This window comes from Sinorhizobium psoraleae (genome assembly GCF_013283645.1).
GTDB lineage: Bacteria > Pseudomonadota > Alphaproteobacteria > Rhizobiales > Rhizobiaceae > Sinorhizobium > Sinorhizobium psoraleae.
On the sequence record NZ_JABEKV010000004.1, the window covers coordinates 457,320 to 483,788 of the forward strand.

Genomic DNA, 26,469 nt, shown 5'->3' on the forward strand with positions numbered 1-26,469 from the left:
CTTCAAATCCTTGGACCTTCGGATGGATGACAGGAGCACGAACATGGAAAAGCTGGACAACAACAGGATCGATCAGGCGAAGCTCGATGCGCTCGTCTCGCGGGCGATCGGCGATCTCTCGGCGGGTTACGGCGGCGTGATGGTAAGCCTCGGCAATCGCCTCGGCCTCTACAAGGCGATGGCCGGAGCCGGCCCGCTCACTTCGAACGAACTGGCGAGCCGCGCGGGCTGCGCGGAACGTTACGTTCGCGAATGGCTGGGCTCCCAGGTGGCGGGCGGCTATGTGACCTATCATGCGGTGAGCGGCACCTACGAGCTGTCGCCGGAACAGGCGCTTGTGCTCGCGGAGGAGGACAGCCCTGTCTTCATCCCCAACGCCTGGTCGGTCCCTGCCTCCATGTGGTCGGATGAGCAGAAGGCGGTGGAGGCTTTCCGCAGCGGCGCGGGCATTCCCTGGGGCGACCATGATGGCCGGCTTTATTGCGGTGTCGCCGCGTTCTACAGGAACGCCTACAAGGCAAGCCTGGTCGCCGAATGGCTGCCGGCTCTCGACGGCGTCGTCGAGAAGCTCCAGGCCGGCGCCCGCGTGGCCGATGTCGGCTGCGGGTATGGGCATTCGACGGTGCTTATGGCGAAGGCCTTCCCCGCCTCGCGCTTCCATGGCTTCGATACGCACCCGGAATCGGTGGCCGAGGCGCGCAAGGTTGCGGCGGAGGCGGGCGTCTCGGACCGGGTCACCTTTGCGACCGCGCGGGCGGACAGCTACCCGGGGGCGGATTACGACCTGATCTGCTTCTTTGATTGTCTGCATGACATGGGCGATCCGGTCGCCGCAGCGGCCCATGCGGCAAAGGCGGTGGCAGGCGAGGGGACGGTGATGCTGGTGGAGCCCTTCGCCAACGATCGGGTCGAGGATAATATCTCGCCGGTGGCGAGAATCTATTATGCCGCCTCGACGACGATCTGCTGCGCCCATGCGATTTCCGATGGCGGCCACCTCGTGCTCGGCGCCCAGGCCGGCGAAGCACGGCTCGCGGACGTCTTCCGCAAGGCCGGCTTCAATCGCTTCCGCCGGGCGATGGAGACGCCGTTCAACCTGATCCTCGAGGCGCGGCGCTAAGCAATTCCAGGAAAAGTGTGCAGCGGTTTTCCGTCGGGAATTGCGTTGTTTTAAAGAGCAATTCCAGGAAAAGTGTGCAGCGGTTTTCCGTCGGGAATTGCGTTGTTTTAAAGAGCAATTCCAGGAAAAGTGTGCAGCGGTTTTCCGTCGGGAATTGCGTTGTTTTAAAGAGCAATTCCAGGAAAAGTGTGCAGCGGTTTTCCGTCGGGAATTGCGTTGTTTTAAAGAGCAATTCCCGGAACGTGTGCAACAGTCCGGAATTGCGCCGTGACAAAGGATTGAAGCGTTTCACCGTTTCGAGCAGACGGTGAAACGCTCCAGTCGTTCGAGGAGGCGTAACGACAATTGCCGGCTGGACGCGCCGTCGCAATCGTCCCACTATGCGTGACATGACCCTGCCGCAGGATTTGATATGCCGGCCCTACCGCCAGCTTGCACGCAACGCCCGCCTTGCCAATGCGCGGCTGGATCACGCCTGCATGGCGCTCAGCCCCGGTGAATGGGAGGCGCCGCGCACCTCTTTTTTCCCGTCGCTCAAGGAGACGATGGTTCATCTCCTGAATGCCGACCGGTATTATATCGACACGCTGCGCGGCGAACGTCCCGGCCTGCCGGGACCGCCCGGAAGCCGCGCGACGGCGGCCGAATTCGCGATCGAACGGGCGCAGGTCGACGAATGGCTGCTCGGCTTCAGCGAGAGCCTGACGGTAGAGGAGCTTGCGCGCAGGATCAGCATTCCCTGGCCGGAGAGGACACTTAGCGAAACCGTCGCCGATACGCTGCTTCACGTTTTCCTGCATGGCCAGCACCACCGCGGTCAGATCCATTCGATGCTCTCGGGGACGAACGTCCCGCCGCCGCAGATTGACGAATTCATCCTCGCCGACAATGGCGAGGCGCGCGTCGAGGACCTCAAGGCATTGGGCTGGACCGAGGCACGGCTGACGCGATAGCGGCGTGCCGAGATCAGCGGCCCCCAACGGCGCGGCGCGACACGCAACGTCAGATGGATAAGGGATTCGGCGCTGCGCATTCCCGCGGCACGTGCTACGGTCATTGGCCGTCTTCATCTGAACGACACCACAGGGGAACGATCCGATGGGAGAGCCGATACGTCCGCTGCAGCCGGGAGAAGCCGCGCCTGCCTTCGCGCTCCCCGCGGCCAACGCCGAGGGCACCGTCTCCCTCGACAGCCTGCGTGGCCGCCCGTTCCTGATAGGCTTCTTTCGCGGGCTGCATTGCCCGTTCTGCCGGCGTCAGGTGAAGCAGCTTGCCCGCGTGCAGCCTGTCCTGCACGCAGCCGGGGTGGAGACGCTCGCCGTGATCAACACGCCGGTGGAGCGCGCGCGCCTCTATTTCCGCTACCAGCCGACGCCGGTAACCCTTCTTTGCGACCCGGATTGCCGCACGCACCGGGCGTTCGGTGTGCCGCGCATCGAATTCCTGCCCGAGGGCAGCGACGAGCCCGAGTGGCCTTCTCGCGCTAAGGTCGAGCAGTTCGAAGGGGCGCGCATCAACCCGACCGGCGAGCTGCCGCAGCCGTTGCAGCCGATGGCCGCCAACGTGGTGCTCAACGCCAAGGACGGGTTCGAGCCGGACGAAACCGACAACGCCATCTTTGCGAACCACGGCACGCAGCTCGTCGGGCACTTCCTTGTCGATGCGGCCGGCATCGTCCGCTGGGCGCAGCTTGAGGCGCGCGACGGGCCGGACAGCCTCTGCACCTTCCCGACCGCGGCCGAGATCATCGCCGCAGCCGACAACCTTTGACGCTGAGCCTTGCCTCAGGTCGGATCCTTGTCGTAGGTCCTTATTCCCGGCGGCAGCTGTACCCAGGAGTGCCTGCGGCAATCGTAGACCGAGTCTTCGGGCGGCGGAAAGCTGGGGTCGGCGAAGGCTCCGACGGCAACCGCGACAGACGATCCCTCGTAGCCTTCCTCTGTGTGGAAGAGGTTCGTCCCGCAGACGGGGCAGAAGCGGAACCTGAACCGCGCGCCCTGATCGCCGACTCGTACATATTCGGTTGCGGTGCCGGAAACCGCGTAGGGGGCGGCGAAGGCTGCCAGCGCCGCAAAGACGCTGCCCGTGCGCCGTTGGCAGGCGAGGCAATGACAGACGCCGACGCCGAGCGGTTCGCCATGGACGTCAATCCGCAACTGGCCGCAGGAGCAGGAGGCTGTTCGGGACACCATGGTGCACCTCGTGGGACATGTCGGCGGCGGCCGGTATCAAGCTAGTGCATGCGAGTGATCAGGCCAATGACCTCAATCATCGTCGTCATAGTAGCGTTCGCGATAGCGTCGGCCGCCGTCGTGGCCATGGTTGCGATATACCCGCCGCAGAACGTAGCGCTCGCAATAGCCGTCTTCGCAATAGGTTTCGACGATCCGCTCGTGGACGACGCCATTGTTGGACGAGCTGTTCGAGCTCGAATTCGACGACTGGCTCCCGGCCTCCGCGGTGCCGGTCGTCATCGCCACGGCAGCAAACGGGGCCACGGCAGCAAACAGGGCAAGCTGGATGCGCATGTCTTTCTCCTTGCGTTGCCATGATACTCGGCCATCGAGCCTGAATTGGCAATGAACGACGGAGCATGCCTTTTGCCAAAGTTGCCCAGCCCGGCGTTCACGGGATCGCAAAAATGCTGATCTCGTTGGTGATGCCGCGAAGCGTAACGTTGTGCGACATGGGATTGAGCCCGCGGTCGCTGAGGAGGCTCAAGGCGCGTGGGTCCTCGATAACGGAACCGGTGGCGAAGATCTCGCGCGAGGTGGCGAGGTGCTGGACGCGCGAGGCGATGTTGACGGTCTGGCCGAAATAGTCCTGACGTTCGTTGAGGCTGACGGCGATGCACGGTCCCTCGTGGATGCCGATCTTCAGAAGCAGGTCCTCGCTGCCGCGCTCCTCGTTGAGTTCGCGCATCGCATCGCGCATCCGCATCGCCGCGGCGACGGCCCGGTCCGGTGTCGGGAAGGTCGCCATCACCGCGTCGCCGATCGTCTTGACGACAGCGCCGGCCTCGGCCGCGACGATCTCGTTCAGGACGCTGAAATGGGTCTTCACCAGATCGAAGGCCGCGAGGTCGCCGACGCGTTCGTAAAGTTCGGTCGAGCCGCGCAGGTCGGTAAAGAGAAAGGTGAGGCTGGTGATCTTCAGCCGCTGGTCGACGTCGATCGTGTCGGTGCGATAAAGGTCGCGGAACGTCTGGTTGGAAAGCAGGCGCTTGGCCGTCAGGAATGGTCGCCGGCGGCCGAGCATGTCGTGGAGCACGTCGTTTGCGATGCACACCGTAGGCAGCGTGCGGACTTCGGCGTGGTTCTCCACCTGGATCCTCAGCGGCCCGGGCTGGAGGCGCAAGGTCTCGTTGTGGCGGTGGCCGCGGTCGAAGACGAGGGCAAGGTTCCTTCGCTCCTTGGTCGGCTCGCCCGTCACCTCCAGGAATTGCGCCGCATGCGTCACCGGCTCGAAGATGATGACAAACTGCGCCGGAAGCTGCAGCGCGATGACGGCCTTCTCGCCGGGCGGCAATTCGAGCGCCTCGATCATGAACTCGTCGATCTTCGCTTCAAATCCCTCTTCCGGCAGGTCGACGCCAGAGCCCCAGTAGACCTGGCGGAAATATTCGGCGGGCGGCAGCTTGTGCGGACTGTGCCCCTCGATGTGGCGCACCCGCGGGTTCACCGTGAAGGTCACCTCGACCATTTCGTCGAGCGTCGGCTCGTAGCCGGCGGCGCAGAGGGCGCAGGTATATTCCGCCCGCTGCACGGATTTGAGCGACGTATTGGCGTCGAGCACGCCGCCGCAGCCCGGGCAGAGCACGTTCCAGGACAATTCGAAGATGCCGTGATGGGAGGCATGCAGGAAGCCCGCGATCGTCAGCTCCTCGTCGAGCCCTTCGGCCGCCGCGAAGGCAAGCGCGTTGATGCGGCAGAGCTTGCGGTCCGGCGCATCCCGAACGAGCCGCTCGAAGGCATCGACGATCTCCGGCTTGACCGATTGGCGCAGTGCATCGAACAAAGTCTGAGCTTCACCCATGCGCGCATTCTATACGGAAATCGCGGCACGGACAGCGGATTTGTCATTGTCGCGCCGAAGGGAAGTGTCGGCCCGACATAAAATCCGGAGCGCCATGTCGGAGTACGCAAAGGCCGTTCGTCTTATTGTCGACGCCGGCACAGGCCGCGCACGAACGAGGAGGGATATCGATGTTCCGTACCGCTCTGATTGCCGGGGCTCTGTTTGTCGCAGGCCCCGTGCTCGCCCAATCCGAACCCGTGGGAGATCGGGTCAAGGTCAACGGCATGCTGATGTACTACGAGGTTTCGGGCGAGGGCGATCCGCTGATCGTGCTCCACGGCGCCTACATGAACATCCCGTCGATGGGCGAGATCATCCCCAAGCTTGCCGAGACCCATAAGGTCTACGCACTCGAGCTGCAAGGCCACGGCCGCACCACCGACATCGACAGACCGATCACCTATCCCAACCTGGCGGACGACGTCGCGGCGTTCATGGATGCCGCCGGCATCAAGAAGGCCGATGTCTTCGGCTATTCCATGGGTTCGGCCGCCGGGCTGCAGCTTGCTATCCGCCACCCGGAGAAGGTCAACAAGCTCGTCGCCGCTTCCGTCGCCTACGATGCCGAGGGCTGGCAGCCGGCCTTCAAGGAATTCATCCCGCAGATGACGGTCGAGATGTTCCTGGCGATGCCGTTTGCGGAAGAGTTTCGTAAGCTCGCGGCCAACCCGGACGGGTTTCCTGACCTGGTCAAGAAGTTGATCCAGCTCGAAAAGGAGCCGATGGCATGGGAGGCGGACGTGAAGGCGCTGAAGACTCCCGTGCTGATCGTCACCGGGGACGCCGATGTCGCGACCCTCGAACATTCGGTTGCGCTGTTCCGGCTGCTCGGCGGCGGCGTCATGGGCGACATGGGCAAGCCGTTGCCGGCGTCGCGCCTCGCCGTCCTGCCGGCGACGTCGCACACCGCCGTCATCAAACAGCCGCAGTTGCTGCATGCCTTCATCGAACCGTTTCTGAAGGGCGAGACGCCGAAGGGCATGTTCGAATAGGAAGATCGCCAGCCGAGCGGGGCAGAGCTGAAACGATCTGCCCTGCCGTTTCGCCTGTACCGTCACGGCTGCAGGCGAAATGCCCCGCTTTCCACGGCCACAATCACCTTTCGCAGCATCTGCTCGCGGCTCCAGTCCTCCGTCCGCAATGCATGCCGTTCAAGCTCTCCGAGCGTCGAGAGTTGCCTGTGAAGCTCAGTGATCGGGCCGGGATCGGTCAGCGTGTCGCCGCCGCGTTCGCGGCAACGCCTGATGGCGAGGTCTAGCGGCGGGCGAAGGACGATGTCATGCAGCGGTACAGTCAGGGCCGTGAATGCCGGCAGGAACCAGGGTCCGACGATGCCGTCCACAACAACGAAATAGCCGCCGCTCGCATATCCCTCCGCAGCCCTTGCCAGAACATCGATGACGATCCTGTTCTGCCCGGCGGATTCGGGCAGATAGGGCGCAATCGCGCCGTGCTTGATGAAATGCCAGAAATCATCGGCGTGAAGATGCACCTTCGGCGACCCTGGCTCCCTTGCAAGGGCCTTCGCTGTCGTCGTTTTTCCGGATCCTGGCGTGCCCGTCAGGATGAGAATGTGGCCTGCGAGATCGATCATGGGCTCGTTTTATGGGAATGCGTTCAAGACTTCCATATCATCGCGGCGAAACAGCAATCCGAGTGTCGGGTAGCATTAACCCCCAATAAAAGCTTTTGCCCCTAGCATGCTTCCCGGGACACTCTTTCTCATGGGCGATCAATGTCATTCTTCGGCGTTTCCGGAATGTACTATTCCGGCGAATCCCTTGGCGAGCACCGCATCGTGCTTGCCGAGGACTCAAACCTCTTTGCCTCGATGGTCTCGAAGCGGCTGAAGGAGCTGTTCGACATCGACGTGATCGTCTGCCGCGACTACGAGGATTTGCAGTTCGCCGTCGAGAACGCCTCTTTTCCGGCCTCGCTCGCGATCTCCAACATCAATCTTCCGGGTGCGGAAAACGGCGAGGCGCTGAACTACCTGATCGAGATGAGCGTACCGACGATCGTCTTCACCGGCTCTTTCCAGGAGAAGACGCGCGAGGCGATCCTGGCCAAGGACATCGTCGACTATGTCATCAAGGACAGCGTCTTCGCCGTCGACATGCTGGCGGAGTCGGTCTGCCGCTTTCTGACCAACCAGAAGCATCACGTGCTGATCGTCGACGACAGCCCGACGGCGCGCGCGCTTCTGACAACGCAGCTGAAACGCTATAACTTCCGCACGAGCTCGGCCGAGAGCGGTGCCGCCGCGCTCGAAATCCTCAAGAACAATCCCGATATCGCGCTTGTCATCACCGACTACAACATGCCGGATATCGACGGCTTCGAGCTGACGCGCCGTATCCGCGCGGCATACGGCCCGCATCAGCTGCGCGTCATCGGTGTCTCGTCCTCGACGAACCGGCTGCTTTCCGCCCGGTTCCTCAAGGCCGGCGGCAACGATTTCGTCGTGCGCCCCTTCGTCAACGAGGAGTTCTACTGCCGGGTCAACCAGAACCTCGACACACTGACGAAGATCCGGACGCTGAGCGGCAAGATGAAAATCCCGGCCTGATCTGGCGTCCCTTCCGATGCCTCGCGGGTAAACCGCGTATCCTATTTCGCACCGCCGGTTGCTGCGTTAACGAAATCGCAACCGGCAGGCCTTTCAATCCGTTTAAAACAAGAAATGGGGAACCCGGTGACGGACCCTGCCGAATGGCAACTCGGCAGATGAGGTCGGCACCGGCGCAATCGTTTAGGGCCAGCGTCATCCTAGGGAAACGCCTGCGGCCAATGCATGAACCCGTTGCATGAATTCCTGGATCGGAGCCGATGCAAGGAACCATGCAACATCGTGCATGAATTAAATTGGTTGCAGTTAGACGGCAGCTCTGGCGGGCTGCTGGAGCTGCAGGGATGGGGGCTGCTGGGATTTTGAGACTGCGTCGCACGTCCGGGCAGGCGAACTGCGTGCAGAAGCATCGCGACAAGCGGTTGCTGCTCGTCGAGGATTCGCGGATGTTCGCGACGGCGTTGAAATACGGACTCGAAACCACGCTCGGTGCGCGGGTGACGCATTGCGGAACGTTCCAAGCAGTGAAGACCGAGCTTGCCGCCGGACCTGACGAATTCTCGCTCGCGGTGCTCGACCTTAACCTGCCTGATGCGCCGAACTGTGAGGCGCTTGACTTCGTTCTCGCCAGTCGCTTGCCGGTGATCGTCTTCACCGCTGCCTTCAACGACGGCACGCGCGAGAATATCCTCGGCAAGGACGTGCTGGACTGCATCGTGAAGAACGAACCGGAGTCGATCCAGCGGCTGATCTCGGCGGTCGATCGGGCCCTGACAGAGGGCCGGACGACAGTGCTGGTCGTCAATCCCAACAGGGCCTCGCGCTACGATCTCGCCGGCCTTTTGCGCCGGCAGCGCTATTCGATCATCGAGGCGAGCACGGCCGGAGAGGCCCTGCAATTTCTCGATGCCGGCGAGGCTGTCGATCTGGTCGTCACCGAGACGGAACTCGACGACATGAACGGCGCGGTGCTGGTCGCCGAAATTCGCAACCGCCAGGGCGAGGATGCCGCGCCGGTCATCGGCCTCTCCGATGACGGCGATGCCCGGCTGGCAGCGCGGTTTCTCGAGGCCGGCGGCGTGGACTTCATCCGAAAGCCTTACCTTGAAGCGGAATTCAACGCGCGGGTAGCGCAGGCTATCGCCATGCACAAGCGCCTGCAGGCGCTTCGCCGGATGGCGGCGAGCGACTATCTGACGAACATTTATAACCGTCGCCATTTCTTTCTCACGGGGCCACGCCTCGTCGAGCAATGCCTGAGGCGCGGCGCAGGCGCCTCGATAGCCGTCGTCGACATCGATCATTTCAAACGCCTCAACGACACCTATGGCCACGAGATCGGCGATATCGTGCTGAAGCACGTGGCGCGGCGGCTGAAGTCGCTGGTGGGCGAGGAGCACCTGCTCGCGCGCCTCGGCGGCGAGGAATTCGGCATTCTCTTCAATGCGCTCGATGTCCGGCGCGCCTATGATTTCTGCGAGCGGCTGCGGCTCGAAATGGAACGCTCGAAGATCGTCGCCGACGACGAGGAACTGACGATCACGATCTCGATCGGCCTTGCGACCATCGAGGCACAGGAAGCCTTCGACAACTATCTCCACGCCGCCGACCAATTCCTCTACATGGCGAAGCATGCCGGGCGAAACCGGGTGGTGTCGGAACTGACGCTGCTGGAAGCGCTGGCGTCGTAAGGTTAGCTGACAGGGCTGCAAAATTCGGCGCTGTATTTACCCAGGCGTAAGTCTTGAGCCGTCCAGGACGTTGTATGCCGGAAAATAGCAGCGGATAATTTTTAGCTGACTGGCCAATGCAGGCGGTCATTGGCGCTGCGTTGGCTGAAGCATGGCCTTGCGAGCAGAACCCTGACTAGCTCTTGCAGCTCGCGGAGAGGTGTCCCTCAATGCACACTACCGACTCGTCGCATTTTGGAGAGCTCGTTCAGCAAGTCGACCAGAATGTCAGCCTGCTCGATCTCAAGACCGACCTGCTCAACATCGTTCACGCGTGCCGGCATACCCATGAAGATGTCAAATATCGTCCACGTGCCGTCGGTTTCTTTGCGACGGTCATAGCGATTCTCGCACATGGAATACCTTGGCTCAGCGAGCGAGAGCTTAGCATGGAAGACGCTTCTGGTAAGCCGATTCCGTTGCTGCCATGTGCCGTGCGCCAATCATGTGCCGCAGAAGCCGGAAATGTGCTGTAAATATCGCAAATGCGGCATGCATCGTAAACGTTAGAAAATGCATGCAACCCGTTTATTTCATTGGCAATTGGGTGGTGAGCGCGCAGGGATTCGAACCCTGGACCTACTGATTAAAAGTCAGTTGCTCTACCGACTGAGCTACGCGCTCCCGCGCCGCGGCCGTGAAGCCCGGTGGAAGTGGGCGGACATATGCACGCGAGCTTCGTCGTGGTCAACCCAAAAATTGCGTCGCATGGCGCTTATGCATTCGGATCGAAGCGATCGGAAATCGAGAATGCCACCGATTTGCATAAGTGCCATGTCAGTGCCAATGCGGAACCTGGTGTCTTCACTCTGGTTCCACGGCCGAGGGCGGCGATGCGTGCGGCAAAATGATCGCCAAAAGGTGATTGGTTTCACTGTATACGTATACGTATAGAGAGGCGATATGCCGAGTGCCGGAGTTGTAGCCGTTGTCGATTGCCGATATTTCCATCTGGACAGCCATCCTCGCAGGCGCTCTGTCCTTTCTTTCGCCCTGTGTCCTGCCACTGGTCCCGCCATACCTCTGCTATATGGCCGGCGTCTCCGTTGACCAGTTTCGCGGTGGCGATACCGTCGCGGTCGCCAGCACCCGGCGCGCCGTGCTGTCGGCGGCTTTGTTCTTCACGCTCGGCTTTGCGACCGTCTTCGTCGCGCTTGGGGCTGGGGCATCGTCGATCGGTCTCCTGTTGCGGCAATACATGGATCTGCTGTCGCGCATCGGCGGCATCATAATCATCGTCATGGGGCTGCATTTCCTTGGCGTTTTCCGGATCGGCCTGCTCGCGCGCGAGGCGCGCTTTCAGGGTGGCGGCAAGCCGGCTACGCTGTCGGGTGCCTATATCATGGGCCTTGCCTTCGCGTTCGGCTGGACACCCTGCATCGGCCCTGTGCTCGGCACCATTCTCGGGGTCGCTGCCGCGCGCGACACGGTAACCGACGGCGCGCTGCTTTTGGCGATCTATTCGCTCGGCCTTGCCGTTCCGTTCTGGATCGCAGCCGGGTTTTCCGGTGCTTTCATGCAGTTTCTCTCGCGCTTCAGGCGTCATCTCGGCCTCGTCGAGAAGTTGATGGGCGCACTGCTCGTCCTGGCGGGCCTCGCCTTCCTCTTCGGCCTCGTCAGTTCGGTCGCGATCTGGTTCCAGCAGACCTTTCCCATCCTGATGCAAATCGGCTAGCGCGTTTCGCCGTTCATTGGAAACGGTGAAACGGTCCAACTCTTTGAAACGACGCAATTCCGGACGGAAAACCGTTACATGCTTTCCCTGGAATCGCGCTACTGCACGACTCCTTAAATCGGAATTGATTCATGCAGAAACTCAAAGCTTTACAGCGACCTTGCGCGTCTGATTAGACGCGCCGCACTGTAAGGACGGTGGCGAGCGAGGGAAGGGGACATGGCGGAAATTGCAGGCTTGGTGCTGCCCTTCTTCGGGCTGATCTTCCTCGGTTATGTCGCTGCTCGCTTCGTCGATCATCCCGGCGAAGCGATGGGTTGGCTGAACACGTTCATCATTTATCTCGCCTTGCCCGCGCTTTTCTTCAAGCTGGTATCTCGCACACCGGTCGAGCAGCTGACGCGCGCTGACTTTATTCTGACCAGTGTCGGGACGACCTATGTCGTCTTTGCACTGATCTTCGCGGCCGGAGTGTTTCTGCGCCGGAGCACCATCCCCGAGGCAACGATTCAGGGATTTGCCGCCGCCTATGGCAACATCGGTTACATGGGGCCGGGACTGGCGTTGCTTGCACTGGGTGAGGCGGCGGCCGTTCCCGTTGCGCTGATCTTCTGCTTCGAGAACGCGGCGCATTTCACGGTTGCGCCCGCAATGATGGCCGCTGCTGGCGGTCGGAAGGAGCCGCCTGCCGTCCTCGCGCTCGGTATTGCGCGCAGAATTGCGCTGCATCCCTTCATTCTGTCCACATTGGCCGGTGTCGCCGCGGCGTTTCTTGCTGTGCAGCCACCGGTGCCACTGCAAAGGCTGATTGACTATCTGGCGCAGGCGGCTGCTCCTTGCGCGCTCTTTGCCATGGGCGTTACGCTGGCACTGAGGCCGATCAAACGGATTCCCGTCGAAATCGGTTACATCGTTTCGGTGAAGCTGATCCTTCACCCCCTGCTGATGTATGCCGCGCTCAGCCTCGGCGGTGACTATGATCCTGTCTGGGTGCAGACGGCGGTGCTGCTCGCCTCGTTGCCCACGGCGACGAATGTCTTCGTGATCGCCCATCAGTATCACGTCTGGCAGGAGCGCGCCTCGGCGACGATCCTGATCACGACGCTGCTGTCGGTCGCAACCGTAACGGGCCTGCTTTATCTGATCCGCTCAGGCGCTCTTCCGGCTGACCTTTTCCCGTAAACTTTCCTTGAGCGCGGTAATGGTGCTGCCGGGATGAATGCCTTCGCGCATCAGCAGGCCGCGAAGCGGACCCGCGGACGAGAGCAGATGCAAGCCGACGGCGCGCAGCGCCTGAACCGGAAGGAAGCCGGAGAGCAGGGAGCGGTTGAGAAGATCCACGCTCGCGGTTCTGCTGACGATATCGATCCGCCTGCGGCTGTCGAACCGGTCGCCGGTGCCGGCCGGCAGTTTGCTGCCGGTCGCCCGTCCCACGAGTTCGACGAGCGTCATGACGTCGCGGAGGCTGAGATTGAGACCCTGGGCGCCGATCGGCGGAAAGGCATGAGCAGCTTCGCCGACGAGCATGATGCGCCCCTTGCCGAAGCGGCGAGCGGTCATGCCGGAGAGCGGGAAGGACTGCGGAATGCCCTCTGCTGTAACCTTGCCGAGAATGGATTGCAGCCGATCCTCGATGACGCGCGAAAGCATATCCGGCGCGAGCTTCAGCGTCTCTTCCGCATCGCGCGGCTTCTGAACCCATACGAGGCTTGAGCGGTTGCCGGGGAGCGGAACCTGGGTCAGCGGTCCGGCTTCGGTATGGAACTCGGTCGACACGTCCTGATGCGGAAGCTCATGGCCGAAATTCAGCACGACAGCCGTTTGCGGATAGGACCACGTATGCACGAAGATGCCCGCGGCCTCACGCACGGCAGAGCGCCGCCCGTCGGCGCCGATTATCAGGTCGGCGGTGACCGTTCGGCCGTCGTCGAGCCCGATCCTCATTTCCTCTTCTGCGAGGTCGAAGGTCGTTGCCGCCGCGGTCAGCCGATCGAGCGTCGGCAGCCCGGCTTCATGCTTCTCCAGGATTTCGAGGAAAGGTGCATTCGGAATGTTGTAGCCGAAGGCCTCCAATCCTACTTCCGACGCCCTGAAATTGACCGGCGGCGCACGCAACAGCCGCTTTGTTGCGTCGATGATATGAATGGCGACGAGCGGCGCCGTCAGCGGCACGATCTCGTCCCAGAGATCGAGTTTCTTGAGGTATTCGATCGACTGGTCCATAAGCGCGGTGGTGCGTCCATCGGCGATTGCGGGCCTTGGCCCGATCAATGCGACCCGGTGGCCGTTTCGCGCCAGCGCGATCGCAGCGAGTGATCCTGCAAAGCCCGCTCCGATAATAACGATGTCGTAGTGATCCATAGCCGACAGGGACCTCTTCCCGCGCGCATCCTTGCGCATTTCTTAAGACCTCGGCGACTGTTCTACTCGCATAGCCCATTGAAATAAATGGGCTGAATCAGCGCGGCGGCAATCGCCGCATGTCCACAGGACAATTCCCTTGCGATGCTTTTGCACTTGAATTTTGCTGGCGATGCATCGCAAACGGTGCATATTACGGCCAAAGTGCCGCCGATGCGGTCGAGGCGTGACCTCTTGGTCGCGAAAAAAGACGGGATGTAGGGGATAGGCGGCGTCGCCCATGAAGTTCTTTAATTACCGAAGAGTTCCTTACGCCGAGATAAGGGCCTTCTCCGTACACATCCTGACGGCTTCCGGTTCGTTCCTCGCCTTTCTCGGAGTCGTGGCGGCGGCCGAGCATCGTTTCGTCGACATGTTCTGGTGGCTCGGGCTGGCGCTGCTCGTCGACGGCATCGACGGGCCGATCGCACGCAAGGTGCGGGTCAAGGAAGTGCTGCCCAACTGGTCGGGAGATACGCTCGACAACGTCATCGATTACGTGACCTACGTCTTGCTGCCCGCATTCGCGCTTTATCAAAGCGGCATGATCGGTGAGCCCTGGTCCTTCGTGGCCGCCGGCGCGATCGTCGTATCGAGCGCAATCTACTATGCGGACATGGGAATGAAGACGGACGAGTATTTCTTTTCCGGTTTTCCGGTCGTCTGGAACATGGTCGTCTTCACGCTCTTCGTGATCCAGGCAAGCGAACTGACGGCATCTATCGTCGTTTTCCTTTCCGTCGTGCTGACGTTCCTGCCGATCAATTTCCTGCATCCCGTGCGCGTCGAAAGGCTGAGGCCGCTCAATCTCGGCGTCTTCCTGCTATGGTCCGCGCTCGGCATCTATGCTCTGCTTCTGCATTTCGAGACGCCCGCCTGGGTAGCTATTGGCGTCGTGGTGACCGGGGTCTATCTCTACGTCATCGGTTTTGTTCTGCAGATATTCCCCAATCTCGGCCGCATGTAGGAGTTGACCATGGCACAGGCGATCGTTGTTCGCGAACTCGGTGGACCCGAAGTCCTGAAAATGGAAGGGGTCACGCTGTCGGCCCCTGGCCCGGGTGAGGTCCAGATCCGGCAAGTGGCGGTCGGTCTCAACTTTATCGACGTCTATTTCCGGACGGGCCTCTACAAATCGGCGACCGGCTTGCCGTTCATTCCGGGCAAGGAGGGGGCCGGCATCGTCACCGCCGTAGGCGATGGCGTGAACCTGTTTTCGGTCGGCGACCGCGTTGCCTACGCTTCCGCCGATGGTGCCTATGCGAGCGAACGCAATGTCGAGGCATCGCAACTGCTGAAGGTCCCCGACGGCATCAGCCTGGAGACGGCGGCTGCAATGATGCTGAAGGGCATGACCGCCCAATACCTCCTCAACCAGACTTTCAAGGTCGGTCCGGAGACGACATTGCTCTTTCATGCGGCCGCCGGCGGCGTCGGCCTGATCGCTGGGCAGTGGGCGAAGGCGCTGGGCGCGACCGTGATCGGCACGGCGGGATCCCAGGAGAAGATCGATCTCGCTCTCGCCCATGGCTACGACCATGTCATCAACTATGGGACGGAGAATTTCGTCACGCGGGTGAAGGAGTTGACGGGCGGGCGAGGCGTCGACGTCGTTTACGACTCCGTCGGCCGTGATACCTTTCCAGCCTCGCTGGATTGCCTGAAACCACGCGGCCTGTGGGTCAGTTTCGGCAATTCTTCCGGCCCGGTGGAGGCGTTCAACGTCGGCATGCTGGCGCAGAAAGGCGCGCTCTTTGCAACCCGCCCGACGCTTTTCACCTATGTCGCAACGCGGCCGGCGCTGGAGGCATGTGCAAATTCCCTGTTTGATGTTGTGCAAAGCAACAAAGTGCGTATCAATATCAATCAGACTTATCCGCTCGCCGAGGCCGGCCGGGCGCATACGGATCTGGAAACAAGAAAAACGAGTGGAACGACGTTGTTGATTCCGTGACCGAAACCTGAAGGTGGGCGGGGATCAAAAGAGGGGAAAAGAGGGCAGCGTGCCTGTTAAGGGACAAACTGCGAGCGGTCCATTGTTGGCCGTGAGCAACCTGACGAAATTGTTCGGCTCGTTCGCAGCCTGCAACGCGATCAATCTGCAGATAGAGCCCGGAGAAATCCACGCCCTGCTCGGTGAGAACGGGGCGGGCAAGTCCACCTTGGTGAAGATGCTCTTCGGGGTTCTCGCGCCCACGGCCGGCGAGATAGCGTGGCAGGGTGAACCGGTGCGCATCGCCAGCCCCAGTGACGCCCGCAAGCTCGGCATCGGCATGGTTTTCCAGCATTTTTCCTTGTTCGAGGCGCTCACGGTCGCGGAGAACATCGCCCTTTCGATGGATCGGAACGTGTCGCTTGCCCGCATCGCCGACGAGGCGTCGCGGCTTTCGCACGCCTATGGCTTGCCGCTCGACCCGAAAGCGCATGTTGCCGATCTTTCTGTCGGCGAGCGCCAGCGGATCGAAATCGTGCGCGCGCTTTTGCAAAATCCGCAGTTGATCATTCTTGACGAGCCGACCTCTGTGTTGACACCGCAGGAGGCCGACCGCCTGTTCGAGACACTGCAGAAGCTGAAGGCCGAAGGACGTTCGGTCCTCTATATCAGCCATCGTCTCGAGGAGGTTCAGCGCATCTGCGACCGGGCGACGGTTCTGCGGCACGGCAGGGTGACCGGCGCTTGCGATCCGCGTGCGGAAACGCCGGCCTCGCTGGCGCGGATGATGGTCGGAAGCGATGTGGCGCCGGTGACCCCGGAAGGCACGAACATCAAGGGCGACGTGCAACTGGAGGCACGCCATCTTTCGGTCGCGGCGCGCACGCCTTTTGCGGTTTCGCTGAAGAACATCTGTCTCAAGGTTCGGGCGGGTGAAGTGCTGGCGATCGCCGGTGTTGCCGGCAATGGCCAGAGCGAACTTTTCGACGCGTTGTCGGGGGAATATCCGGTCTCGGACGACAACGCGGTGCAGATACGGCAGAGGCCAGTTGGAACAAGGAACATCAACGCGCGACGTCTGATGGGGGCCGGCTTCGTCCCGGAGGAGCGGCATGGGCACGCGGCGGTCGCGGCGCTTTCCCTGTCGGACAATCTGGTCCTGGCACGCAATCAATCCGACAAGCGGGCGTTTCTCGGTGGCGGATTCCTCAAGATCATCCGCCAAAGTGCAGTGAAGGCTGCGACCAAGCGGATTTCCGAGGCTATGGATGTTCGCAAGAGCGGCGAGGACCCGCCGGCGGGTTCGCTTTCGGGCGGTAACCTGCAAAAATTCATCGTCGGTCGTGAACTCGATCGCCAGCCATCCGTACTCGTGGTGAACCAGCCGACGTGGGGCGTTGACGCGGGGGCGGCAAGCCGCATCCGTCAGGCTCTGGTCGATCTTGCCAAGGCAGGATCCGCGGTGCTCGTCATCAGCCAGGATCTGGACGAAATATTCGAGGTGGCGACCGAGATCGCCGTCATCAGCGAAGGGCGCCTTTCCGATCCTTATCCGGCATGGGAACTGTCGCGTGAGAAGATCGGTCTATTGATGGGGGGCATGTACGCCAAGACGGAAGGCACGGGAGTGGCGCATGCGCATTGAACTCGAAAAACGCGCTCAGGTTTCGGCGCTGTTCTCAATTCTGTCGCCGTTCATCGCTTTCGCGCTGACCATGATCTTCGGCGGAATCATGTTCGCGCTGCTTGGCAAGAATCCAGTTATAGCACTCTACAGCTTCTTCGTCGAACCCTTGAGCGAAGTCTGGTCGCTGCATGAGTTGGCGATCAAGGCCGCGCCGCTGATCCTGATCGGTGTCGGCCTCTCCGTCTGCTTCCGGTCCAACAACTGGAACATCGGAGCCGAAGGACAATTCATCATGGGGGCGATCGCGGGCTCGATCCTGCCCGTCGTCTTCTACGACTGGCAATCGCCGATGGTGCTGCCGATGATGATGGTGCTCGGCATGCTTGGCGGCGCTCTCTTCGCTGCGATACCGGCCTTCCTCAAGGCGCATATGAACACCAACGAGATCCTGACGAGCCTGATGCTGGTCTATGTCGCCCAGCTCTTTCTCGACTGGATCGTGCGCGGCCCCTGGCGCAATCCGCAGGGCATGAATTTTCCGGAAACCCGCACTTTTGCTGCCGACGCGATCCTTCCTGAAATGCTTGCCTCAGGGCGCACGCATTGGGGCTTCGCCTTCGCGGTCATCGCGGCGGTTCTGGTCTGGTTCATGATGCGTTACACAATGAGAGGGTTCGAAATCACCGTGCTCGGCCAGTCCGCGCGGGCAGGGCGCTTTGCCGGCTTTTCGTCGCGCAAGATGATCTGGTTTTCGATGCTGTTTTCGGGGGCGCTGGCAGGGCTTGCCGGCATTGCGGAAGTAAGTGGCGCCATCCAGCAGCTGCGGCCGGTGATCTCGCCCGGCTACGGTTTCACGGCGATCATCGTCGCCTTTCTCGGTCGCCTCAATCCGCTCGGCATCATCGCCGCCGGTCTGGTGCTGGCATTGACCTATCTCGGCGGCGAAGCGGCACAGCTCTCGATCGGCGTGTCGGAGAAGGTCACGCGTGTGTTTCAGGGACTGTTGCTCTTCTTCGTGCTGTCCTGCGACACGCTTATTCACTATCGCATAAGGCTCGTGTGGGAGAGGTTCGCCGCGATCAAGACGGATGGAAGCCACTGATGGGCATCGTTGAAGCAATCCTGTTGAGCGTCATCACGGCGGCTACCCCGCTCGTCCTTGCCGCTGCGGGCGAACTTGTCGCGGAGCGATCGGGCGTCCTCAATCTCGGCGTCGAAGGGATGATGATCATGGGCGCCGTCTGCGCCTTTGCTGCAACGCAGCTTAGCGGGGCGCCTTATGTCGGCCTGCTTGTCGGCATCGCCAGTGGGGCGTTGTTCTCGCTCCTCTTTGCCTTCCTTACCCTGACGCTTGTCGCCAACCAGGTGGCGACCGGACTGGCGTTGACGCTTCTGGGGCTCGGCGTGTCCGGCATGCTCGGCGAGAGTTTTCTCGGAATGCAGGGGATAAAGCTGCAGCCGATCGCGATACCACTACTCTCTGAGATTCCGTTTCTCGGGCCGCTCTTGTTCCGCCAGGACGCGATCTTCTATCTGTCGATCGCGGTGGTTGCCGGTGTCCACTGGTTCCTGTTCAGCAGCCGCACGGGGCTGAAGCTGCGCGCCGTGGGCGACAGTCACGCCTCGGCCCATGCGCTCGGCGTAGATGTCATAAGAACACGCTATCTGGCGGTCTTGTTTGGCGGCGGCTGCGCCGGTCTCGCGGGTGCACAGCTATCGCTCGTCTATACACCTCAATGGGTGGAGAACATGTCGGCGGGGCGCGGCTGGATTGCGCTTGCCCTGGTGGTCTTCGCATCCTGGCGCCCCTGGCGCGTTGTTGCCGGCGGATATCTCTTCGGGGCGGTTTCGATAAGCCAGCTTCACGCGCAGGCTTTCGGTATAGGCATTCCCTCGCAATTCCTTTCTTCGCTTCCCTATATCGCGACAATCGTCGTACTTATTCTTATCTCACACAACCGGCGCATGACCCTGATCAACACGCCGGCGTCGCTCGGCAAACCGTTTGTGCCGGACCGATGAACAAAAACAAGCCAGACGGACAACCGACAGAGGTCAAAATGAAAAAACTAATGCTCGCCCTCGCAACCACAACTGCCGTGCTCGGCTTCACGTCCGCGGCAAGTGCTCAGGAAAAGGCCAAGGTCTGCTTCATCTACGTTGGCTCGAAGACCGACGGCGGCTGGACGCAAGCACACGACATCGGCCGCCAACAGCTCGAAAAGGAACTTGGAGACAAGATCGAGACGCAGTTTCTCGAAAACGTGCCGGAAGGTCCCGACGCGGAGCGCGCAATTGAACGCCTGGCGCGTTCGGGTTGCGGGCTGATCTTCACGACGTCGTTCGGCTTTATGGACGCGACGATCAAGATCGCCGAGAAATTCCCCGACGTGAAGTTCGAACACGCGACCGGCTACAAGACCGCCCCGAACGTCGCGACCTACAACAGCCGCTTCTATGAAGGCCGTTACATCCAGGGCCAGATCGCTGCCAAACTTTCGCAGAAGGGCGTCGCCGGCTACATCGCTTCGTTCCCGATTCCGGAAGTCGTAATGGGCATCAACTCCTTCGTGATCGGCGCCCGCTCCGTCAATCCGGACTTCAAGATCAAGGTCGTGTGGGCGAATACCTGGTTCGACCCCGGCAAGGAGGCCGACGCCGCCAAGGCACTGGTCGACCAGGGTGTCGATATCCTGACGCAGCACACCGACACGACCGCTCCAATGCAGGTTGCTGCCGAGCGTGGCATCAAGGCATTCGGCCAAGCATCCGATATGATCGCGGCAGGTCCGCAGACGCAGTTGACGGCGATCGTCGATACCTGGGGCGCCTACTATGTGAAGCGCACGCAGGCATTTCTCGATGGAAAGTGGACAACGACATCGAGCTGGGATGGCCTGAAAGACGGCATCCTGACCATGGCGCCCTACACGAACATGCCTGATGATGTGAAGGCGATGGCCGAAGCAACCGAGGCCAAGATCAAATCGGGAGAATTGAAGCCGTTTACCGGCCCGCTAAACAAGCAGGACGGCAGCGCCTGGCTGAAGGCGGGCGAAAGCGCTGATGATGGCACGCTGCTCGGCATGAACTTCTACGTTGAAGGCGTTGACGACAAGCTGCCGCAATAAGCTGGCTAGACCTGCTAAACCAGCCACGTCGTTTAGTTCGACAGCCGGCAAACCCCGCGTCAACACGCGGGGTTTGCCGATTTTGGGCGGTCGACTATCAGGTGCGACAAACCGACCCCCGCCGTGGCTTCGGAGCGGCTTTGAGGAATCGCATATTCGAACTAGAGTTGAATTCCCTTCGCGCTGGGGCATGAAGATGGCGGTTGAAACGCCACCAACGATAGACGAGTGCGCGGCCTCCGCGGAGGTATTCTTGGGAGGGGGGACGGGTTTGAGCAAGAGCCTGTTTGAGACAGTGATATCCGGCGCACCGAAACGCACGAGCCACGCGCAAGTGGTGGATCAACTCGGAAAAGCCATCGTTTCAGGGGAATTTCCGGTCGGCAGCATCCTGCCTGGCGACCCGGAACTGGCGGCCCGTTTCAGGGTTTCAAGAACCGTGCTGCGCGAAGCGATGAAGACCTTGGCGGCCAAGGGGCTCGTCGTGCCGCGCGCCCGCATCGGCACGCGTGTGAGGCCCAAGAACGACTGGAATCTCTTCGACAGCGACATCCTGACCTGGCATTTCGCATCCGGTGTCGACGACGAATTCCTTTACCATCTCAGTGAGGTGCGGCTTGCGTTCGAGCCGCATGCCGCGGCGTTGGCGGCGCGAAACGCGACTGATGCGGAAATCAGCGGCATGATGCGTCTCGCCGTCGCGATGGGCGACGCGAACCACACCGCTGAAAGCCTCGCCGTCGCCGACCTCAAGTTCCATCTTTCCGTTCTGGACGCTTCCGGGAACCCCTTCCTGCGCACGGTCGGCAGCCTGATCGAGGCGGCACTTGTCGGCGTGTTCAAGTTGAGTTCGCCCACCGCTGAAAAGAGCGGCATCGACGAGGTCGCCCGCAATCACATGCGAATCGTCGAAGAAATCGGCAGAAGGGATGAGGCGGCGGCCCGTTCGGCGATGGAACATGTCATCAAGGTTGGTCGCGATCGTGTTCGACAGGCGCTGCACGCGGGTACCGCATAGAGGCGGCGCGGCTGCCTTTCGCCACGAAGTTGAAGCCTGACCTTGCCCGAGCTTCGCCCGTAGCCTATCTGGGAGACGGTCGTTCCGTGCAGTGCGGCCTTCCATCAACGGTGACCTGGAGACCATGGCCGAGCTTTTTGTCATTTTTGTCTTGCTCTTGATAAACGCCTTCTTCGCGCTCTCGGAAATGGCGATCGTCTCGGCAAGCAAACCATTGCTTCGCCAAATGGTAAAACAGGGAAATCCACGGGCGGAGGCCGCGCTAAGGCTGGCCGATGATCCCGGAAAGTTCCTGTCCACGGTGCAGGTCGGCATAACCCTTGTCGGCATTCTGGCGGGCGCCTATGGCGGTGCAACGATCGCCGCCAAGATAGCTCCCTTCTTCGACGGGGTGGCCTGGATCAACCCCTATGGACACACTGTCGCTGTCGGGTTGGTGGTCACGCTCATCACCTTCCTGTCCGTCGTTATCGGCGAACTCATTCCGAAGCAACTCGCGCTCAGGAATTCCGAGGGACTGGCGATGTTCGTCGCGAGGCCGATGACTTTGCTCTCCCGTATTGCCGCACCCGTCGTCTATCTTTTCGAGATGGCGGCTGCAGGGGCGATACGCCTGTTCGGCATGCGTCCGGACGATCCGGATCATGTGACGGAAGAGGAGGTCCAGGCGATCATGGCGGAAGGCGTCGAAAGCGGCGCGATCGAAAAGAGCGAGCATGAAATGCTCCGCCGGATCATTCGGCTTGGTGATCGCAACGTAAAGTCGATCATGACGCACCGCACGGAGATGCGCTTCATCGACGTCAACGACGACCTTGAGGTGATCCGGCGCAAGGTCCGGGAGTTCGGCCACTCCCGCTATCCCGTCGTAGATGGCCCCACAGGCGATGTTCTCGGTGCGATTCTGGCGAAGGAGGTTCTGAACATCCCCGCAACTGCGTCGTTCAACCTGCGTGCGCACCTCCGCGAGATCCTGACGCTGCCGGAGACGGCCTCATGCCTGAAGGCGCTCGATGCCTTCAAGACATCGAGCATCGACATGGCGATGATCGTCGACGAGTACGGCAGTACGGAAGGCATCATCACGACGGCTGACATCCTGGAGGCGATCGTCGGCGTGCTGCCGTCGAACTACGATGACATCGAGCACGCGCATATCCGTTTGCGCGAGGACGGCAGCTATATTGTCGACGGACGCACGCCGATCGACGAGATTCATCTGGCGATCGGCATCGAAGGCATCGAGGCGGACGGCAACTTCGAAACGATCGCGGGTTTTCTCGTTCAGCAATTGCGCAAGACGCCGGAGGAGGGCGATATCGCCGAGGCCCACGGTTACCGCTTCGAGGTCATCGACATGGACGGTCGCCGGATTGACAAGATTCTCGTCGCCCGCGGCGCCGACGACGAAGCCTGACGTTCCCGGCGAGCCGCTTTGCCAAAAAAGCAAAAGGCCGGGGCGTACCCGACCTTTCCTCAAACTGCCCTGGCGCCTGCTAGTCCATCCGTAGTCAGCCGCCGGGACAGATGACTGAGTGATTTCCTAGCTATACGCTTTCCATGTCTGTCGTATGACAGGCGGCTGATAATGTAGAAAGTCGCAGCGGGCGCGTTTTTGCTTGGGTTGAGCGGGTTAGCGCAGCCGTAATATGTTGCATGGATCGCCGCTCGAAGCTGCCGCGGCATGTGGAGCGCGAACGATGAGCCCGTCGGATTGCGCGAAGACGTTCATCATCGAGGAATCCTGGCGCGCGAACGGATGGGCGAGGAGCGATCCGTCAGGTTCGACGGTCAGGCGCGCGCGGATATAGTCCTGCCGGCGATCATTGACGGGCAAGGGGGCTGCAAGCTTTGCCGTTGTCATCCGCGACCGAGGCGGCAGATGCGCCAAGTGCCGGGCCAGCGGTTCGAGAAAGAGCACGGCGCATACGAGGCTCGAGACGGGATTGCCGGGCAAGCCGAGCACCGTCATGCCGGCGAGCTCGCCCACCATGAGCGGCTTGCCGGGGCGCATGGCGATGCGCCAGAAATCCAGGACCATGCCGCGCGAAAGCAGAGTCGATTGAACAAGGTCATGATCGCCGACGGAGGCCCCGCCGAGCGTAACGAGCACGTCCGCTCCAGCCGCCTGGGCCTTGGCGACGGCGGCGGAAATTGCCTCCTGGTCATCCGGCACGATGCCTAGGTCGAGGATTTCGGCGCCGTTCTCGCGCGCAATTGCGGCGACGCCGTAAGTATTCGATGCGATGATCTGGTCCGCACCAGGGGAACTTCCCGGCGGCAACAACTCGTCGCCGGTGGCGACGATAGCAATCCTCGGTCTCTCGAACACCGGCAGGCTTTCATGGCTCATGCCCGCAGCGAGCGTCAGTCGCCCGGCATCGAGCACGCTGCCGGCGACAAGCGCAATGTCGCCCTCGACGAAATCCTGTCCCGCAAGCCGGATGTGACGGCCCTTTGCCGGGGCAAACAACGTGCGGATCTTCCCGCCCGAAAGCTTTTCAGTATCCTCCTGGATGATCACGGTGTCGGAGCCGGCGGGCAGGGGCGCACCGGTGAAGATGCGCACGGCTTCACCGGCATGCACCTGTCCCCGGAATCCGTGGCCCGCGGCGGACTGACCGATGACGACAAGCTGCGCGCCGATGTCAGCGATATCCTCGTGGCGAACCGCGTAGCCGTCCATCGCGGAATTATCGAAGGCGGGATGCGTGACCCGTGCGGCAATATCCTGGGCCAGCACCCGGCCGAGACAATCGTGCAGTGGGAGTATTTCAGTCCGACGGTGCGGTCGAGCCTTGCCAATCACCCTGGCGAGTGCATCCTCAACCGAAAGCAGTGACATTAGCGCGTCTCTCCTTGGCGCCGATAATCGCCTGAGCGCCCACCCGATTTGCTGACCAGCCGAACACCGCCGATCTCCATCTCGCGGTCGGCGGCCTTTGCCATGTCGTATATCGTAAGGCAGGCAACGCTGACGGCTGTCAGGGCCTCCATCTCGACGCCAGTCCGCCCCGTCAGCTTTGCCATTGCCTCGACGCGCAGGCCGGGCAGGGCGTCATCACGCACGATATCCACCGCGACCTTCGTCAGCATAAGCGGGTGGCAGAGCGGAATGAGGTTGGACGTCTGTTTCGCAGCCATGATGCCGGCAAGCCGCGCCGTGCCGATGACATCGCCCTTCTTGGCATTGCCTTCAAGGATCAACGCGAGAGTCTCACTGCGCATTTTTACGTGGCCTTCGGCGACGGCGACACGCACGGTCTCGGCCTTGTCGCCAACATCGACCATGTTCGCCTCGCCGGCGCTGTCGATGTGGGTGAGGGAGGGACCGCTCATCACTCTGCCGCCAATACGCTTCCGGAGCCCGTCAGCAGCGCCCGCGTCGCCGCCTCGACATCGTCCTTCCTCATCAGGCTCTCGCCGACGAGAAACGTGGTGATGCCGCTCTTTTCCAGGCGTCGGCAATCCTCATGGGTAAAGATGCCGCTTTCGCCGACAAGAAGCCGGTCCTGCGGAACCATCGCCGCCAGTTGTTCAGAGACGGCGAGGTCGACATCGAATGTCCTGAGATTGCGATTGTTGATGCCGACGAGCGGAGAGGTCAACGTTAACGCGCGTTCCATCTCCCGGGCGTCATGCACTTCGACAAGGACATCCATGCCGAGCGCAAAGGCCGAATCCTCGAGGCGGCGCGCATCGTCGTCGCTCAAGGACGCCATGATCAGCAGGATGCAGTCGGCGCCCCAGGCTCGCGCTTCGAACACCTGATAGGGATCGAACATGAAGTCCTTGCGCAACGCCGGAAGGGTACAGGCGGCGCGCGCTGCCGTCAGGAACTCCGGCGCGCCGTGGAAGCTCGGTCCGTCAGTCAAAACGGACAGGCAGGCTGCGCCGCCGGCGGCATAAGCTCTGGCCAGTGCCGGGGGATCGAAGTCGGGACGGATCAGTCCTTTCGAAGGACTTGCCTTCTTGATCTCGGCGATCAGGCCGAATTCGCCTTCCTTGCGGCGCGAAGCGAGGGCCGCATGGAAGCCCCGCGGCAATGTCTGGTCCGCGATCCTTGCCTTCAGTTCCTCAAGAGGAACGCGCGATTTAGCCGCGGCGATCTCGTCGCGCTTATAGGCTTCGATCTTGCGCAGGATATCCGTCATGGAGCTACCTTCTCCTCAAGCGGCATTGGAGACGCTGATCAGCCGCTGCAGGGCAGTCTTCGCCGCACCGCTCGAGAGCGATTGCCGGGCGAGCGCCATGCCTTCGGTAAGATCATTGGCGCGCCCCGCTATCATCAATGAAGCGGCGGCGTTCGCAAGCGAAATGTCCCGATAGGCGTTCTCCGCGCCGTCGAGAACGGCCTGCAGCGCGACGGCATTGTGTGCCCCGTCTCCGCCTCTTAGCGCCTCAAGCGTGACCGTGGGAAGGCCGAAATCGGCCGGTGTCAACTCGAAGCTCGTGATCTTGCCGTCCTGCAACGCGGCAACTTTGGTCACGCCGGTCGTCGTGATTTCGTCAAGTCCTTCGCCATGGACCACCCAGACGTTTTCCGAACCGAGGTCGCGCAGCACTTCGGCAAGCGGGTCCACCCATTGCGGGGCATAGACCCCGACGAGTTGCCGTTTGACGCCGGCCGGATTCGAGAGCGGGCCGAGCAGATTGAAGATCGTCCGCGTACCGAGCTCGACCCGCGTTGGGCCGACGTGGCGCATGGCGGAATGGTGCTGCTGGGCGAACATGAAACCGACGCCGGCCTCGCTTATGCAGCGGGCGATCGCCTCGGGTCCGATGTCGAGCTTGACGCCGAGGCAGGAGAGCGCATCGGCGGTTCCGGATTTCGAACTCAGCGCACGATTGCCATGTTTGGCGACCGGGACGCCGGCGCCCGCGACGATCAGGGAGGCGAGCGTCGAGATGTTGTAGGTGCCGGCCCCGTCGCCACCGGTGCCGACGATGTCGATCGCATCTTTCGGGGCATCGACCGGCAGCATGCGCGCGCGCATCGCGCCCACGGCCCCGACGATTTCGTCGACGGTTTCGCCGCGCACCCGAAGTGCCATCAGGAAGCCGCCGATTTGCGAAGGCGTTGCCGCTCCGGACATGATGATCTCAAAAGCCGCCCGCGCGTCCTCACGATTCAGCGCCTCGCGAGCTGCCACTTTCGCGACGAACGGCTTCAAATCACTCATCAGTTC

Annotated in this window: 27 protein-coding genes and 1 tRNA gene; 17 read left to right on the plus strand and 11 right to left on the minus strand. The window is 61.6% G+C overall.

Annotated features, from left to right (window positions below):
* Positions 1-43: 43 nt before the first annotated feature.
* Positions 44-1,120 (plus strand): class I SAM-dependent methyltransferase, encoded by a 1,077-nt coding sequence (locus ILFOPFJJ_RS23175; protein WP_173512898.1) that lies wholly within the window; start codon positions 44-46, stop codon positions 1,118-1,120.
* Here ILFOPFJJ_RS23175 and ILFOPFJJ_RS23180 read toward each other — a convergent pair.
* The gene (locus tag ILFOPFJJ_RS23180) at positions 1,092-1,511 is read right to left on the minus strand and encodes a hypothetical protein (protein WP_173512522.1); all 420 of its coding nucleotides are present in this window, start codon (positions 1,509-1,511) and stop codon (positions 1,092-1,094) included. The genes ILFOPFJJ_RS23175 and ILFOPFJJ_RS23180 overlap by 29 nt on opposite strands.
* On the opposite strand from ILFOPFJJ_RS23180, the gene ILFOPFJJ_RS23185 reads away from it, so the two are divergent.
* Together ILFOPFJJ_RS23185 and ILFOPFJJ_RS23190 are read left to right on the plus strand one after the other, a co-directional pair.
* Positions 1,501-2,073: a DinB family protein gene (locus ILFOPFJJ_RS23185; protein ID WP_173512899.1), complete on the plus strand. Its 573-nt coding sequence runs from the start codon at positions 1,501-1,503 to the stop codon at positions 2,071-2,073. The genes ILFOPFJJ_RS23180 and ILFOPFJJ_RS23185 overlap by 11 nt on opposite strands.
* A 145-nt stretch (positions 2,074-2,218) precedes the next feature.
* Positions 2,219-2,890 (plus strand): redoxin domain-containing protein, encoded by a 672-nt coding sequence (locus ILFOPFJJ_RS23190; RefSeq protein ID WP_173512900.1) that lies wholly within the window; start codon positions 2,219-2,221, stop codon positions 2,888-2,890.
* A 14-nt stretch (positions 2,891-2,904) separates the two neighbouring features.
* Here ILFOPFJJ_RS23190 and ILFOPFJJ_RS23195 read toward each other — a convergent pair whose 3' ends face one another.
* The 3 genes from ILFOPFJJ_RS23195 to ILFOPFJJ_RS23205 form a co-directional block, all read right to left on the minus strand.
* A complete protein-coding gene (locus tag ILFOPFJJ_RS23195; RefSeq protein ID WP_173512901.1) occupies positions 2,905-3,312 on the minus strand; it encodes a GFA family protein in 408 nt (135 codons plus the stop codon).
* Positions 3,313-3,384: 72 nt separating this feature from the next.
* Positions 3,385-3,648 (minus strand): hypothetical protein, encoded by a 264-nt coding sequence (locus ILFOPFJJ_RS23200; protein ID WP_173512902.1) that lies wholly within the window; start codon positions 3,646-3,648, stop codon positions 3,385-3,387.
* Positions 3,649-3,745: 97 nt separating this feature from the next.
* Complete coding sequence (locus tag ILFOPFJJ_RS23205; RefSeq protein WP_173512903.1) at positions 3,746-5,155, minus strand: adenylate/guanylate cyclase domain-containing protein; 1,410 nt, start codon at positions 5,153-5,155, stop codon at positions 3,746-3,748.
* A gap of 170 nt (positions 5,156-5,325) precedes the next feature.
* Between ILFOPFJJ_RS23205 and ILFOPFJJ_RS23210 the strand changes: the two genes are divergently transcribed.
* On the plus strand, positions 5,326-6,189 hold the full coding sequence (locus ILFOPFJJ_RS23210) for an alpha/beta fold hydrolase (protein WP_173512904.1): 864 nt from the start codon (positions 5,326-5,328) through the stop codon (positions 6,187-6,189).
* 62 nt (positions 6,190-6,251) lie between these two features.
* Here the strand turns inward: ILFOPFJJ_RS23210 and ILFOPFJJ_RS23215 are convergent, their stop codons facing one another.
* The gene (locus ILFOPFJJ_RS23215; RefSeq protein WP_210267531.1) at positions 6,252-6,791 is read right to left on the minus strand and encodes an AAA family ATPase; all 540 of its coding nucleotides are present in this window, start codon (positions 6,789-6,791) and stop codon (positions 6,252-6,254) included.
* A gap of 141 nt (positions 6,792-6,932) precedes the next feature.
* On the opposite strand from ILFOPFJJ_RS23215, the gene ILFOPFJJ_RS23220 reads away from it, so the two are divergent.
* The 3 genes from ILFOPFJJ_RS23220 (at position 6,933) to ILFOPFJJ_RS23230 (ending at position 9,972) form a co-directional block, all read left to right on the plus strand.
* The gene (locus ILFOPFJJ_RS23220) at positions 6,933-7,766 is read left to right on the plus strand and encodes a response regulator (protein WP_173512905.1); all 834 of its coding nucleotides are present in this window, start codon (positions 6,933-6,935) and stop codon (positions 7,764-7,766) included.
* A 398-nt stretch (positions 7,767-8,164) separates the two neighbouring features.
* Positions 8,165-9,457 (plus strand): GGDEF domain-containing response regulator, encoded by a 1,293-nt coding sequence (locus ILFOPFJJ_RS23225; protein ID WP_312032732.1) that lies wholly within the window; start codon positions 8,165-8,167, stop codon positions 9,455-9,457.
* 209 nt (positions 9,458-9,666) lie between these two features.
* Positions 9,667-9,972 carry a hypothetical protein gene (locus ILFOPFJJ_RS23230; protein ID WP_173512906.1) on the plus strand — a complete coding sequence of 102 codons (306 nt, stop codon included), beginning with the start codon at positions 9,667-9,669 and terminating at the stop codon, positions 9,970-9,972.
* Between the two features lie 72 nt (positions 9,973-10,044).
* On the opposite strand, the gene ILFOPFJJ_RS23235 is transcribed toward ILFOPFJJ_RS23230, so the two are convergent.
* Positions 10,045-10,120, minus strand: a tRNA-Lys gene (locus ILFOPFJJ_RS23235).
* A gap of 304 nt (positions 10,121-10,424) precedes the next feature.
* Here ILFOPFJJ_RS23235 and ILFOPFJJ_RS23240 point away from each other — a divergent pair.
* Both ILFOPFJJ_RS23240 and ILFOPFJJ_RS23245 read left to right on the plus strand, forming a co-directional pair.
* Positions 10,425-11,171 (plus strand): cytochrome c biogenesis CcdA family protein, encoded by a 747-nt coding sequence (locus ILFOPFJJ_RS23240; RefSeq protein WP_173512907.1) that lies wholly within the window; start codon positions 10,425-10,427, stop codon positions 11,169-11,171.
* Positions 11,172-11,390: 219 nt separating this feature from the next.
* Entirely contained in the window at positions 11,391-12,353 is a 963-nt protein-coding gene (locus ILFOPFJJ_RS23245; protein WP_173512908.1) for an AEC family transporter, read from the plus strand.
* On the opposite strand, the gene ILFOPFJJ_RS23250 is transcribed toward ILFOPFJJ_RS23245, so the two are convergent.
* Complete coding sequence (locus ILFOPFJJ_RS23250) at positions 12,321-13,532, minus strand: UbiH/UbiF family hydroxylase (protein WP_173513338.1); 1,212 nt, start codon at positions 13,530-13,532, stop codon at positions 12,321-12,323. The genes ILFOPFJJ_RS23245 and ILFOPFJJ_RS23250 overlap by 33 nt on opposite strands.
* 280 nt (positions 13,533-13,812) lie before the next feature.
* Between ILFOPFJJ_RS23250 and pcsA the strand changes: the two genes are divergently transcribed.
* The 8 genes from pcsA (at position 13,813) to ILFOPFJJ_RS23290 (ending at position 22,697) form a co-directional block, all read left to right on the plus strand.
* A complete protein-coding gene (gene pcsA / locus ILFOPFJJ_RS23255; RefSeq protein WP_173512909.1) occupies positions 13,813-14,538 on the plus strand; it encodes a phosphatidylcholine synthase in 726 nt (241 codons plus the stop codon).
* A 9-nt stretch (positions 14,539-14,547) separates the two neighbouring features.
* Entirely contained in the window at positions 14,548-15,525 is a 978-nt protein-coding gene (locus ILFOPFJJ_RS23260; RefSeq protein WP_173512910.1) for a quinone oxidoreductase family protein, read from the plus strand.
* Between the two features lie 49 nt (positions 15,526-15,574).
* The gene (locus ILFOPFJJ_RS23265; protein WP_173512911.1) at positions 15,575-17,149 is read left to right on the plus strand and encodes an ABC transporter ATP-binding protein; all 1,575 of its coding nucleotides are present in this window, start codon (positions 15,575-15,577) and stop codon (positions 17,147-17,149) included.
* Positions 17,139-18,233 carry an ABC transporter permease gene (locus ILFOPFJJ_RS23270; RefSeq protein ID WP_173512912.1) on the plus strand — a complete coding sequence of 365 codons (1,095 nt, stop codon included), beginning with the start codon at positions 17,139-17,141 and terminating at the stop codon, positions 18,231-18,233. The genes ILFOPFJJ_RS23265 and ILFOPFJJ_RS23270 overlap by 11 nt, the downstream gene beginning before the upstream one ends.
* Positions 18,233-19,153, plus strand: coding sequence for an ABC transporter permease (locus ILFOPFJJ_RS23275; RefSeq protein WP_173512913.1), 921 nt, complete (start codon positions 18,233-18,235; stop codon positions 19,151-19,153). Before ILFOPFJJ_RS23270 ends, ILFOPFJJ_RS23275 begins: the two co-directional genes overlap by 1 nt.
* Positions 19,154-19,191: 38 nt before the next feature.
* Entirely contained in the window at positions 19,192-20,262 is a 1,071-nt protein-coding gene (locus ILFOPFJJ_RS23280) for a BMP family ABC transporter substrate-binding protein (protein WP_173512914.1), read from the plus strand.
* A gap of 271 nt (positions 20,263-20,533) precedes the next feature.
* On the plus strand, positions 20,534-21,280 hold the full coding sequence (locus ILFOPFJJ_RS23285) for a FadR/GntR family transcriptional regulator (RefSeq protein ID WP_246299769.1): 747 nt from the start codon (positions 20,534-20,536) through the stop codon (positions 21,278-21,280).
* Between the two features lie 124 nt (positions 21,281-21,404).
* Positions 21,405-22,697 (plus strand): hemolysin family protein, encoded by a 1,293-nt coding sequence (locus tag ILFOPFJJ_RS23290; protein WP_173512915.1) that lies wholly within the window; start codon positions 21,405-21,407, stop codon positions 22,695-22,697.
* A gap of 216 nt (positions 22,698-22,913) precedes the next feature.
* On the opposite strand, the gene ILFOPFJJ_RS23295 is transcribed toward ILFOPFJJ_RS23290, so the two are convergent.
* From ILFOPFJJ_RS23295 to trpD, 4 genes are read right to left on the minus strand one after another with little or no spacing between them, the layout of a single operon-like run.
* A complete protein-coding gene (locus tag ILFOPFJJ_RS23295; RefSeq protein WP_173512916.1) occupies positions 22,914-24,125 on the minus strand; it encodes a molybdopterin molybdotransferase MoeA in 1,212 nt (403 codons plus the stop codon).
* A complete protein-coding gene (gene moaC, locus ILFOPFJJ_RS23300; RefSeq protein WP_173512917.1) occupies positions 24,125-24,619 on the minus strand; it encodes a cyclic pyranopterin monophosphate synthase MoaC in 495 nt (164 codons plus the stop codon). The genes ILFOPFJJ_RS23295 and moaC overlap by 1 nt, the downstream gene beginning before the upstream one ends.
* Positions 24,619-25,434: an indole-3-glycerol phosphate synthase TrpC gene (trpC, locus tag ILFOPFJJ_RS23305; RefSeq protein ID WP_173512918.1), complete on the minus strand. Its 816-nt coding sequence runs from the start codon at positions 25,432-25,434 to the stop codon at positions 24,619-24,621. Before trpC ends, moaC begins: the two co-directional genes overlap by 1 nt.
* A 15-nt stretch (positions 25,435-25,449) precedes the next feature.
* A complete protein-coding gene (trpD, locus tag ILFOPFJJ_RS23310) occupies positions 25,450-26,463 on the minus strand; it encodes an anthranilate phosphoribosyltransferase (protein ID WP_173512919.1) in 1,014 nt (337 codons plus the stop codon).
* Between the last annotated feature and the right edge of the window lie 6 nt (positions 26,464-26,469).